Consider the following 11,364-nt stretch of genomic DNA (forward strand, 5'->3'; position numbering starts at 1 on the left):
CGGAGATGGAGTCCGTACGGTTCACCCGCCGAGCCGGGCTGGCCGGCGCCGCCGCCGGTGGCCTCGCGCTGGCCGGCGTCCGGGCCGCGGCGGCGACGGCGCCCACCGCGACGGCAGCCGCCGGCGACGAGATCACGATCTTCGCCTTCGACCAGGTGTCGATCCCGTTCGTCCAGAACCTCAAGGTGGAGCTGCGCACGCCGGTGAAGCACCCGGCCAACCCGGTCGTCCCGCGCGGCGGGCCGGGCGAGCCGGACTCGTGGGCAGCGCAGTTCTACGGCTCCGTGATCAAGGTCGGCAGCGTCTACCGCATGTGGTACTGCGCGGTGGGCGACGAGCGGAACGAGCTCGGCGGCCGGCCCGAGTGGTGGAAGGTGGCCTACGCCGAGAGCACCGACGGCGTCACGTGGGTCAAGCCGGACCTCGGCCTGGTCAGCTACCGCGGCAACACCGCCAACAACCTGGTGGCGATGGACCCCGGCATCGGCGTCCTCAACGTCAAGGTGCTGTACGAGCCGGACGACCCCGACCCGGACCTGCGCTACAAGATGGCGGCGCACGTCTACTGGGACAACCGCGGCAACAACCACGGCACGCTGGCGCTGTTCGGCAGCCCGGACGGGCTCAGCTGGACCTCGCTGACCGGGATCACGCCGGTGGACTCCATGCTCGAGGAGATCGACCTGGTCATCCCGGCGCTGCACGCCGAACCGGTAGGCGGCCTGTACCGGTGGGAGGGCAACTACCACCTGTCCGGGCAGAACGGGAACCCGTCGGTGCGGCCGTACCACGGGCGGGTGGCCCGGGGCTGGATCTCCGGCGACTTCGTCACCTGGTCGCAGACGAACGTCATGGCCTACGCCCGCACCGACCAGCACACGCTGCTCGGCGCCGGGCGGAGCCTCGAGGGCGAGCAGCAGCACGAGGGCGTCAGCGTCTGGAACCGGGGCAACGTGCTGATCGGTACCGTCGGCCGCTGGCACGGCGCCGCCGACTGGGACGATGTCAGCATCGACCTCGGCTTCGTCATCAGCAACGACGGGGTGAACTTCCGCGAGCCGGCGCACGAGTTCACCTTCCTCCAGCGCGGCGGGCTGGCTCCGCCGGTCACGGTCGGCAACCCGTCGTTCGAGGTCCTGGCCGGCGGCTGGCCGGCCGACTGGACGCTGGACCCGCCGCCGCGCGGCCAGACCGCGGCGAGCAGCACCGCGCAGGCGCACACCGGCACCCGGAGCCTGCGGGTGCAGAACGTCGCCGGCACGCCCATCGGCGTGCGCTCGGCCCGGCTGCCGGCCCAGGCGGGCACGCCGTACCGGGCGTCGATGTGGGTGCTGACCGAGAGTGGCGTCCCGGCGCAGCTGTTCCTGGAGTACTTCAACGCCGCCGGCACGCGCATCGGCTCGAAGTTCGTCCAGCCGGCCGCGAGCGGGACGTGGCAGCAGGTCACCGTCACCGAGACGGCGCCGCCCGGGACCGAGACCCTCGACGCCATGGTCTGGGGCACGACGGCCGCGGAAGGGGTGTCCTACCACGACGACATCGCCGTGACGCCGGTCGACTGGTGGCCGACGTCGTGAACCCGTCCTTCGAGGACCTCACCGGCGGCTGGCCGGCGCCGTGGACGCTGGACCCGCTGCCCAAGACGCAGACCGCGGGGCCGAGCACCGCCCAGGCGCACACCGGCACCCGCAGCCTGCGGGTGGAGAACGCGAGCGGCACGGCGGTCGGGGTGCGCACGCCGCGGCTGCCCGCCGTACCCGGCTCGCAGTACACGGCGACGAGCTGGGTGTACACCGAGTCCGGCGAGCCCGCGACGATGTTCCTGGAGTTCTTCAACGCGTCCGGAACGCGCATCGGCTACGAGTTCGTGGCGCCCGCGGCCAACAGCACCTGGGAGGACGCGTCGGTCAGCGCGCTGGCCCCGGCCGGCGCGGCCACGCTGGACGTGCTGATCTACGGCGCCGTCGCGGCAGAGGGCGTCTCGTTCCACGACGACGTCGTCCTGACGCGCAGCGTGCCGAGCGAGGTCGAGCTGCACGTGCTGTCCGAACCGCGCGGGCACACGACACCGCCGGGCGCGCCCGAGCTGTCCGCCGCCTGGATCGACGGGGTCGTGAACGCTTGATGGCCGACGAGCCGCGGTACCCGCACACCGTCCTCGCCGCCTGCTGCGTCCCGTGGGACGACGCGGGCGGCCTGATGGAGCCGGTGTTCCGCGACAGCGTCGCCGACCTGGTGGCGCACGGCCTGCGTCATCTCTACGTCTTCGGCACGGCCGGCGAGGGCCACGCGGTCGACGAGCGGCGCTTCGACCAGGTCGTGGACGTGTTCGCCGACGAGACCGGCCGGCACGGCGTCGACCCGATGATCGGGCTGATCAGTCTGTCGCTGCCGGCGGTGATCGGCCGGATCGAGCGCTGCCTCGACCGCGGGATCAGGGCGTTCCAGCTGTCGCTGCCGTCGTGGGGCGCGCTCAACGACGCCGAGCTGGCGGTGTTCTTCGCGCAGACCTGCGGACGGTTCCCGGAGGCTGACTTCCTGCACTACAACCTGGGCCGGGCCGGCCGGCTGCTCACGCCGGACGACTACGCGAGGCTGGCCGCGGAGCACCCGAACCTGGTCGCCGTCAAGCACACCCGGGCCGACTACGCGACGGTGCACCGCCTGTTCGCGCTGGTCCCGACCGTGCGGCACTTCTTCACCGAGTCCACGTACAGCTACGCCAGCCTGGCCGGCCCGGCCGGCTTCCTGGTGTCGATCGCGTCGGTGCACCCCCGGCGGGCCCGCGAGTACTTCGACGCCGGGGTCGCGCGCGACGTCGGCACGCTCATGGCGACCTGCGCGCAGCTGCTCGAGCTGAGCGGCGAGCTGCACCGGGCCGTCGGGCCGGGCCCGCACATGGACGGCGCGTTCGACAAGATGTTCGCCAAGGTGCGCGACCCGCGGTTCCCGCTGGCGCTGCTGCCGCCGTACCAGAGCGCTTCCGACGACGCCTACCAGGCGTTCCTGACCGCGTTGCGGGAGCGCCACCCCGAGTGGCTGGAGGACCCGTGACGGAGCCGGCGACGATCGCGGTGTGGGCGGCGGCATCGCCGTTCGTGCCCGCCGCCACCCGCACGCTCGACGAGGCGGCGGCGCCGTACGTGCTGCTGCCGGCCGAGCTCGACGATGCCGCCCTCGCCGGCGCCGCCGCGGCGCAGGCGCTGGTCGTCGGCGGCGACTGGGTCACCGCCGAGGTGCTCGGGTCGTTCCCGCGGCTGCGCCTCGTCGTCCGGGGCGGCGTGGGGTTCGACCGGATCGACCTGGCGGCCGCCACGCGGCTCGGCGTCATGGTCACCAACGTCGCCGACTACGGGACGAACGAGGTGGCCGACCACGCGATGCTGCTGATGCTCGCCGCGATCCGCCGGCTCGGGCACTTCACCGCCGAGGCGCACGGGAGCTGGCGGTCCGTCCGGCACCTCCCGGTCACGCGGATCCACGGCCGGCGGCTAGGCATCGTCGGTCTCGGCCGGATCGGCTCGGCGGTGGCGGCGCGGGCCACGGCGTTCGGCCTGGAGGTCGTGGCGTACGACCCGCTGATCGGGCCCGGCGACTTCGCCCCGCGTGGCGTGGCCGCGACCTCGCTGGACGAGCTGCTGGCGACCAGCGACGTGATCAGCCTGCACGCGCCGCTCACCCCGCAGACCCACCACCTCCTCGACGCCGCGGCGTTCGCCCGGATGCGCCGGACGCCGGTGCTCGTCAACACCGCCCGCGGCGGCCTGGTGGACACGGCGGCGCTCGCCGACGCGCTGGACACCGGGCTGGTCGGCGCCGCCGGGCTGGACGTCCTCGAGGGCGAGCCGGACGTCACGGCACACGAAGCCCTGCTCGGCCGCGACGATGTCGTCGTCACGCCGCACGTCGCCTGGTACTCCCAGGGCTCCGAGGAACAGCTCGGCCGCACCGCGGCGCAGCTCGCCCTCGACTTCGTCCGCGACGGCCGCCGGCCCCGGCTGCTCAACCCGGACGTCGCCGTCCGGCCGACCGATGAGGTGACACCGTGACCGACGTGACCGACTCCCCGCCCGCCTTCCCGATGACGCGGCTGACGCCGTTCGACCCGCCGCCCGGCTACGCCGCCGTCCGCGACGCCGGCGGGCTGGCCCGGGTGCGGCTGTGGGACGGGCGCACCGCGTGGCTGGTCACCGGGTACGAGCAGGTGCGCTCGCTGCTCGGCGACCCGCGCATCAGCGTCGACCGCAGCCGGGCCGGGTTCCCGTTCCCGACGCCGGGCCGCGAGGCGCTCGAGCGCTCCGGCGCCACGACGTTCGTCGGCCTTGACCCGCCCGACCACACCCGGCTGCGCCGCGTCTTCACCAAGTACTTCGCGGTCAAGCGGATCGAGACGCTGCGCCCGGTGGTCCAGCGGATCGTCGACGACCTCGTCACCGGCATCCTGGAGGACGGGCCGCCGGCCGACTTCGTCACCGCACTCGCGGGGGAGGTGCCGTCGCGGACGATCTGCCACGTCCTGGGCATGCCGCTGGCCGACCGGGCCCGGTTCCAGGCCCTCGACCACGAACGGAACACCCTCACGACCTCGCCCGAGAACGTGATCCGGGCGACGAACGAGATGCTCGCCTACGCCGACGAGCTGATCACCCGGAAGCAGCGCGAGCCGGCCGACGACCTGATCAGCCGGCTGGTCGCCGACCAGCTCGGCGGCGACACGATCAGCCGGGACGAGCTGGTCGCGGCGGTGCGGCTGCTCATCACGGCCGGCCACGAGACGACGACGAACATGATCGGGCTCGGCATCGCCACGCTGCTGCGCCATCCCGCGCAACTGCGCGAGCTGCGGGCCGACCCGGCGCTGGTGCCGGCGGCCGTAGAGGAGCTGCTGCGCTACATCAGCATCTTCCACATCTCGCCGACCCGAGTCGTGGTCGAGCCGATCGACATCGCCGGGCAGCGCCTCGAGGCCGGCGACGGCGTCATCGCCGCGGTCGCCGGCGCCAACCGCGACGACGCCGCCTTCCCGGACGCCGCGACCTTCGACGTCCACCGCGAGGCGCGCCATCACGTCGCGTTCGGCTACGGGGTGCACCAGTGCCTCGGCCAGCCGCTGGCCCGGGTCGAGCTGCAGACCGTCGTCGAGACGCTGTTCCGGCGCATCCCGTCGCTGCGGTTCGCCGGCGACCCCGATGCGCTGGAGATCAAGGAGTACGCGTTCCTGAGCCTGGCCGCGCTGCCGCTGACGTGGGAGGTGAAGCCATGAAGATCACCCTGGAGGTCGACGCCTGCGTCGGCGGCGGGCAGTGCGTCATGGCCGCGCCGGACGTGTTCGACCAGGACGACGACGGGCTGGTGGTCGTGCTCGACGACGACCCGGCGCCCGAGCGGGCCGACGACGTCCGGCTGGCGGCCCGGCTCTGTCCCGCGCGGGCGATCCAGGTGGAGGACGCTTGACCGCCGCGGTCCGGCGCGTGGTCGTCGTCGGCGCCGGAGCCGCCGGGCTGACCGCCGCCGAGTCGCTGCGGGCCGACGGGTTCGACGGCGACCTCACGCTGATCGGCGCCGAGACGCACGCGCCCTACGACCGGCCGCCGCTGTCGAAGCAGGTGCTGGCTGGCACGTGGGAGCCGGCCCGGCTGGAGCTGCTGTCCGGGCAGCGCTACGACGACCTGCGGATCACCCGCCGGCTGGGCACGCCCGCGACCGCCGCCGACCTCGCGCGCCGAACCGTGCGGGTGGACCGCGCCGACCTGCCCTACGACGCGCTGCTGATCGCGACCGGCGTCCGGCCCCGGACGCTGCCGGGCGCCGCCGGCTTGGGCGGCGTCCACGTGCTGCGGACCGTCGACGACGCCGTCGCGTTCCAGGCCGCCGCGCTGGCCGCCGGCCGGGTGGTCGTCGTCGGCGCCGGCTTCCTCGGCGCCGAGGCCGCGGCGACCCTGCGCGGGCTGGGCGTCTCCGTCACGCTGGTCGACCCGCTGCCCGGCCCGCTGGTGCGCCAGCTCGGCCCCGCCGTGTCGGCGCTGGTCGCGGACCTGCACACCGAGCACGGCGTCGAGCTGCGGACCGGGGTCACGGTCGCGGGCCTGACCAGCGACGTCGGCCGAGTCACCGGCGTCCGGCTGGGCGACGGGACGGTGGTCGCCGCGGACTGCGTGCTGGTGGCCATCGGCTGCGTGCCGGTGACCGAGTGGCTGGCCGGCAGTGGCCTGGACCTCGCCGACGGCGTGGGCTGCGACGCGTCCTGCCGGGCCGCGCCCGGGGTGTTCGCCGCCGGCGACGTCGCGCGGTGGTTCCATCCGGCGCTGGGCGAGACCATCCGGGTCGAGCACCGCACCAACGCCACCGAGCAGGCGATGGCCGCGGCTCGGGCCGTGCTCGGCGGCGACGAGCCGTACGCGCCGGTCCCGTACTTCTGGAGCGACCAGTACGACACCAAGATCCAGGCGTACGGGCACCTGGCCGGCGCGGACCGGTTCGCCGTGGCGAGCGGTTCGCTGGCGCAGCGGCGGTTCGTCGCCCTGTATGGACGCGACGACCGCGTGACCGGCGTGCTCGGCTGGCGCTCGCCGCGCGAGCTGCTGCGCGCGCGGGCTCTGGTGGCCGATGCCACGCGGTGGTCCGACGTCGTCCCGGCCTGACGTGTCAGGGCGCCTCGAGCCCCAGCAGCGCCAGGCTGTCGCGGTCGAGGATGCTCTCGATCGTCTCGGTCTCGATCGCCGGGAACGGCGACCAGTCGCGCGCCGCCATGGCCCGCAGTCCGTCGATGCCCTGCCGCGGCGTCCAGATCGGGTAGTCCGAGCCGAACACCAGCTTGTGCACGACGTCCCACTCCTGTGCCCGGACCATCGCCTGGTAGCCCTCCATCGTGCGCAGCCACATCGCCGACACGTCCGCGTAGACGTTGGCGTGCTTGCGCAGCACGATCACGCACTCGCGCTGCCATGGGTGCGACATGTGCGCCAGGACCATCCGCACGTCCGGGTGCCGGCGGGCCAGCCCGTCGTACACCAGCGGGTGGCTCAGCTCGAGGATCGCGTCGGCCGACGCGCTGGTGCCGGTGTGGATGAGCAGCGGGACGCCGAGCCTGGCCACCTCGCGAAAGAAGTCGTCGTGCCGCGGCTCGCGCACGTCGAAGCCGGCCAGGATCGGGTACAGCTTCACCCCCTTGAGACCGCGCGCCAGCCCGTCCTCCAGCTGGTCCATGACGTCGTCGTCGGACAGGTCCAGCGCCATGTACCCGATCGTCCGCCCGGTCGTCTGCCGAACGAAGTCGGCGATGTACTCGTTCGGCGTCGCCACGCCCAGCCGGGTGGCCCGCAGCCCCACGACGATCGAGACGTCGACGTCCTTCATCGCCTCGCTGTACGCGTCCGGCGGGTTCTCCGGGCGGTCGCCGTAGATGCGGGCCCGGTCCTTCTCGTAGCGGCCGTGGTGGGCCGAGGTGTTGCAGTGCGTGTGCACGTCGACGATCAACGGGGTCTCCTCCTGCGTGCGCGTGCATCATGACTATATGGAATCTCGTGCCATGTCAATGGACGGCTGGGCCGGGACGTGCTGGCATCGACATCACGTGCCTGTCCTGCGCTGATCGGTCGTGCGACAGCGGCGGTGCTAGTCTGCGCGCAGGGCCGGGGCGGGGTGACGGTGCCGCTGATGCCCAGCAAATATGGAAGCTGCTTCCACGATCCGGCGAGAGGGAGTGCGCCCATGGAGACGTCGACCGCCCACTACCACTCGCAGGCGCTCACGCGCGGGCTGCGCGTCCTCGTGCACATCGCGGCCGCCGGTCGCCCGGTCACGCTCACCGAGCTGCACGAGGCGACGGCGCAGCCGAAGAGCACCCTGGTCCGGCTGCTCGCGGTGCTCGAGGAGCAGGACTTCCTGCTGCGCGTCGACGAGCGACCGGCGTTCACACTCGGCCACGGCGTGCTGCCGATCGTCACCGCCTACCTCGACAGCGGCACACCGGTCGACCTGCTCCGCCCCTACGTCCGGGCGCTCGCGCACGAGGTCGGCTGGACCGCCAAGTACTCCGCCCTCGACGGCCAGCACGCCGCCGACCTGTGCGTCGAGTTCCCCGACCGGCCGCTGCACTTCACCGGCAAGGAGGGCGGCCTCTCGCCGGCCCACGCGTCCGGCGTCGGCAAGGCGATGCTGGCCGGCCTCACCCTCGACCAGGCCCGCGAGCACCTGCCGGCCCAGCCGTTCCACCAGTTCACCGAGCGCACCATCGTCACCGAGCGGGCCCTCGAGGCCGAACTGCGCCGCATCCGCGACCGCGGCTACGCCATCGACGACGAGGAGTGCGCCCGCGGCCTGCGCTGCGTCGCCGTCGCCGTCCGCGTCGACGGCGAGCCGCGCGGCGCCCTCGGCGTCTCCGGCCCGGCCGCCGAACTCACCGCCGACCGCGAGACCGAGATCGCCGCGACCCTGCACGAGGTCGCCGCCGAACTCGCCGCAGACGCCCGCGTCCAACCGGTGCTCGCGATGTTCGCCCGCGGCGCGATCCCCCGCGGCCGCTGACCACACACACCGCCGCACTCTGCCCACAGCGCGCCGGCCACGGCCCGCGGGCCACAGCCCACAACCCACAACCCGCCGGCCACAGGCCTCAGGCCCGCCGACCCCGGCCCATTGGCCCGCTGACATCCGACCACCGGCCGCTGGGCACAGGTCGCCGATCTTGGTCCGCCGACCTCGTACCGCCGGCCATCGGCGCGCCGCTGGCCGTGGACCACGGCCGGGTTCGCTCCTGGGTGGGCGTTCTCGAATCGAAGGGTTGACTTGAGCACCAACTGTTGGCGCTCAAGTCAACCCTTCGAATCGAGCGCAGGCACACCGCGGTCCCCACCACGATCGCGCCGCGATCCCGCCGAGCCGCCCGGCCGTCCGGCTGTCCGTCTGATCGGGCGTCCACAGGCTGGCGAGGGGGTGGAGGTTGTCCACAATCGGGTCTGTAGGCGGCCGCGGCGTCGGTCCGGCGCGGGACGATGGCGGCATGGATGTCGGTGCGTTGATTCTCCAGGCCAGAGTCGCGGCCGGGCTCTCGCAGCGGGAGCTGGCGTGCTGCGGGCGGTGCTGGCGGCGGCGGGCAAGCAGCTGCACGCCGAGCTCGAGCCGCTGGACGCTGACGTGCGGGCGGCGATCGCCCGGGTGGCGGCGCAGCCGATCGCGGACCGGAAGGCGGTCATGCACTGGTATTGGCTGCGTGGGTACGTGGGGGCGGACTACCGGGTCGAGGGCGTCGCCGCTGCGGAGTTGCTCGGTGCGCCGCTGCCGGTGGATCACCTCGACATCGCGCTCGCCGACGAGCCGGCCGCCTTTGCCACCTTGGTGTGCCCGCCTTCGGAGTTCTGGGCGCGGCTCTCGGTCAGGCGACACACGTGGTCGTTCGGGTACCCACGGCTGCGGCTGGGAGCCGACGACCGGGAGATCGCCAAGGCGGTCGCGGGGCTGCGCGACGTGCTACGGGACGAGTGCCCCGACGGCACGTTCTGGATGGCCAACGCCGGATGCCGCGCCCGGGTCCGGTTGGTGCCGCCCGACGAGGTCGGGTCCTACGTCGAGGTCGCCACCCCTGAGGGCGTGGTCCGGGTCGCACCGCTGCACGAGATCGAGAGCACCGACCCGCGGGTGACTCGGGTGCTGCGGGTCCTGCGCGAGGACGCGACGACCGCGCGACCCGGTGAACGCAGCGGCTAGGGCGCGTCTCCCAAGTCCATGGCCTACTGCGCGACGCCCAGGCGGCGCCTCGCTGCGTTCTCGTCAGTCGTCATAGAACCCCGCTATGACTCCCTCCTCGGCCTTGCGAGGCATCCACCTGGACGCCGCTCGCTATGGCCGAGACTTGGGAGACACGCCCTAGTGGGCGGTGCCGTCGGCCTTCATGCCGGCGAGGACGTCGCGGGCGGCGTCCAGGGTCCGGTCGACGTCCTCTTCGGTGTGCGAGCCGGAGACGTGGTTGCGCTTGAGCGACATAGGGATCATCAGGAAGCCCTTGTCGGTCATCCGGCGGTGGAACCCGGCGTAGGCCTGGTCGTCGTTGCGCATGAGGTCGCGGTAGCCGCGGATCGGGCCGGCGGCGAAGTACAGCGAGAACACACCGCCGAACCCGGCGACCGTGGCCTCCAGGCCCAGCTCGGCCACGATCGAGGCCAGCCCGGACCGCATCCGCTCGCCCAGCGCGTGCGTGCGGGTATAGAAGTCGGGGTTCGCGCGCAGGTGGTCGATGGTGGCGATGGCGGCCGTCGCGCCGATGGCGTAGCCGTTGAAGGTGCCGGCCAGCAGCACGTCGCCCTTCTGGCCGTCGAACCGCTCCATCAGCGAGCGCGGTCCGGCCAGCCCGCCGATCGGGTAGCCGTTGGCCATGCCCTTGCCGAAGGTGGTGAGGTCGGGCCGGACGCCGCAGATTTCCTGGTAGCCGCCGAGGGCGTGCCGGAAGCCGGTGATGACCTCGTCGAAGATCAGCAGCGACCCGTGCTCGCTGGTCAGGGCGCGCAGGCCGTCGACGAACTCCTGGGTCGGGACGAGGGCGCCGACGTTGTGCGGGATCGGCTCCATGATGACCGCGGCGATCCGCTCCGGGAACTGCTCGAACAGCGCTCGCACGGAGTCGAGGTCGTTGAACTCGGCGATCAGCGTCGACTCGAGGGCGGTGTCGAGGATGCCGGCCGACAGCGGGTCGTGACCGTAGGCCAGCTCCGGGCGGGAGATGACGTTGCGGGCGACGGCGTCGTGCCAGCCGTGGAAGCCGCCCTGGAACTTCACCAGCAGCTGCCGGCCGGTGGCCGCGCGGGCCAGCCGCACCGCCTGCGCGGTCGCCTCGGACCCGCTCATCGTGGCGATCATCATCTCGGCGGACGGGATCGCCTCGATCACGCGGGTGGCCAGCTCGACCTCGAGCTCGGTGACGCCCAGGCCGAACAGGTCCAGGGTGCCGACGGCGGCCCGGACCGGGTCGTCGACCACGGGGGAGTTGTGCCCGAGCAGGATCGCGCCGAACGCGGCGTGGTAGTCCAGGTACCGGTTGCCGTCGAGGTCGACGACGTAGGCGCCGTCGCCGCCGCCGAACGCGTACGGGTGGCCCACGTACCGCGTCGCCGAGTTCACGCCGCCGGGCAGCACCTCCGCCGCGGCTTGCTGCAGTGCCCAGCCGCGGGTGGACGAGCCGCGTGGGTCGTGGTCGGAGGCTGCCGTGCCGATCCCCGGGGACATCGGACTCCTGTTCCCGCGCCGCGGCCGGCTCGACGGCCGTCTCGCGACGCCTCTTGGTGGTGTCGTTGCCCGGAAGCGTAGGTTGCTTCGTCAAGCATGGCAAGACGTTCCATTTCGCGCCGCGTTACGCGATCGTCACAGCGACGG

Annotated in this window: 11 protein-coding genes; 9 read left to right on the forward strand and 2 right to left on the reverse strand. The window is 73.2% G+C overall.

All coding sequences use genetic code 11. From position 1 onward, the window contains the following. The first annotated feature begins 5 nt into the window (after positions 1-5). From BLV05_RS14810 to BLV05_RS14840, 7 genes are read left to right on the forward strand one after another with little or no spacing between them, the layout of a single operon-like run. A complete protein-coding gene (locus BLV05_RS14810) occupies positions 6-1,577 on the forward strand; it encodes a hypothetical protein (RefSeq protein WP_046767312.1) in 1,572 nt (523 codons plus the stop codon). After that, positions 1,562-2,125, forward strand: coding sequence for a carbohydrate binding domain-containing protein (locus tag BLV05_RS14815; RefSeq protein ID WP_046767311.1), 564 nt, complete (start codon positions 1,562-1,564; stop codon positions 2,123-2,125). Before BLV05_RS14810 ends, BLV05_RS14815 begins: the two co-directional genes overlap by 16 nt. Beyond that, positions 2,125-3,054 (forward strand): dihydrodipicolinate synthase family protein, encoded by a 930-nt coding sequence (locus tag BLV05_RS14820; RefSeq protein ID WP_046767310.1) that lies wholly within the window; start codon positions 2,125-2,127, stop codon positions 3,052-3,054. The genes BLV05_RS14815 and BLV05_RS14820 overlap by 1 nt, the downstream gene beginning before the upstream one ends. After that, complete coding sequence (locus BLV05_RS14825) at positions 3,051-4,049, forward strand: C-terminal binding protein (RefSeq protein ID WP_052762201.1); 999 nt, start codon at positions 3,051-3,053, stop codon at positions 4,047-4,049. The genes BLV05_RS14820 and BLV05_RS14825 overlap by 4 nt, the downstream gene beginning before the upstream one ends. Next, positions 4,046-5,263, forward strand: a complete 1,218-nt coding sequence (locus BLV05_RS14830) for a cytochrome P450 (protein WP_052762200.1) — start codon at positions 4,046-4,048, stop codon at positions 5,261-5,263. The genes BLV05_RS14825 and BLV05_RS14830 overlap by 4 nt, the downstream gene beginning before the upstream one ends. Next, entirely contained in the window at positions 5,260-5,454 is a 195-nt protein-coding gene (locus BLV05_RS14835; RefSeq protein WP_046767309.1) for a ferredoxin, read from the forward strand. The genes BLV05_RS14830 and BLV05_RS14835 overlap by 4 nt, the downstream gene beginning before the upstream one ends. After that, complete coding sequence (locus BLV05_RS14840) at positions 5,451-6,641, forward strand: NAD(P)/FAD-dependent oxidoreductase (RefSeq protein WP_046767308.1); 1,191 nt, start codon at positions 5,451-5,453, stop codon at positions 6,639-6,641. The genes BLV05_RS14835 and BLV05_RS14840 overlap by 4 nt, the downstream gene beginning before the upstream one ends. A gap of 4 nt (positions 6,642-6,645) precedes the next feature. Here the strand turns inward: BLV05_RS14840 and BLV05_RS14845 are convergent, their stop codons facing one another. After that, positions 6,646-7,476, reverse strand: a complete 831-nt coding sequence (locus BLV05_RS14845) for an amidohydrolase family protein (RefSeq protein ID WP_052762199.1) — start codon at positions 7,474-7,476, stop codon at positions 6,646-6,648. Between the two features lie 234 nt (positions 7,477-7,710). Here BLV05_RS14845 and BLV05_RS14850 point away from each other — a divergent pair, with 234 nt between their 5' ends. Together BLV05_RS14850 and BLV05_RS14855 are read left to right on the forward strand one after the other, a co-directional pair. Beyond that, on the forward strand, positions 7,711-8,526 hold the full coding sequence (locus tag BLV05_RS14850; RefSeq protein ID WP_046767307.1) for an IclR family transcriptional regulator: 816 nt from the start codon (positions 7,711-7,713) through the stop codon (positions 8,524-8,526). 540 nt (positions 8,527-9,066) lie between these two features. Then, positions 9,067-9,705: a hypothetical protein gene (locus BLV05_RS14855; protein ID WP_052762198.1), complete on the forward strand. Its 639-nt coding sequence runs from the start codon at positions 9,067-9,069 to the stop codon at positions 9,703-9,705. A gap of 159 nt (positions 9,706-9,864) precedes the next feature. On the opposite strand, the gene BLV05_RS14860 is transcribed toward BLV05_RS14855, so the two are convergent. Further along, positions 9,865-11,217, reverse strand: a complete 1,353-nt coding sequence (locus BLV05_RS14860; RefSeq protein WP_046767306.1) for an aspartate aminotransferase family protein — start codon at positions 11,215-11,217, stop codon at positions 9,865-9,867. Positions 11,218-11,364: the final 147 nt, after the last annotated feature.

Origin of the sequence: Jiangella alkaliphila, assembly GCF_900105925.1 — a bacterium.
Taxonomy (GTDB): Bacteria; Actinomycetota; Actinomycetes; order Jiangellales; family Jiangellaceae; genus Jiangella; species Jiangella alkaliphila.

Bases quoted from the DNA above. Each gene is read 5' to 3' on its own strand.
- BLV05_RS14850 (WP_046767307.1), top strand. From the start codon at position 7,711: ATGGAGACGTCGACCGCCCACTACCACTCGCAGGCGCTCACGCGCGGG.
- BLV05_RS14835 (WP_046767309.1), top strand. From the start codon at position 5,260: ATGAAGATCACCCTGGAGGTCGACGCCTGCGTCGGCGGCGGGCAGTGC.
- BLV05_RS14860 (WP_046767306.1), bottom strand. From the start codon at position 11,217: ATGTCCCCGGGGATCGGCACGGCAGCCTCCGACCACGACCCACGCGGC.
- BLV05_RS14810 (WP_046767312.1), top strand. From the start codon at position 6: ATGGAGTCCGTACGGTTCACCCGCCGAGCCGGGCTGGCCGGCGCCGCC.
- BLV05_RS14820 (WP_046767310.1), top strand. From the start codon at position 2,125: ATGGCCGACGAGCCGCGGTACCCGCACACCGTCCTCGCCGCCTGCTGC.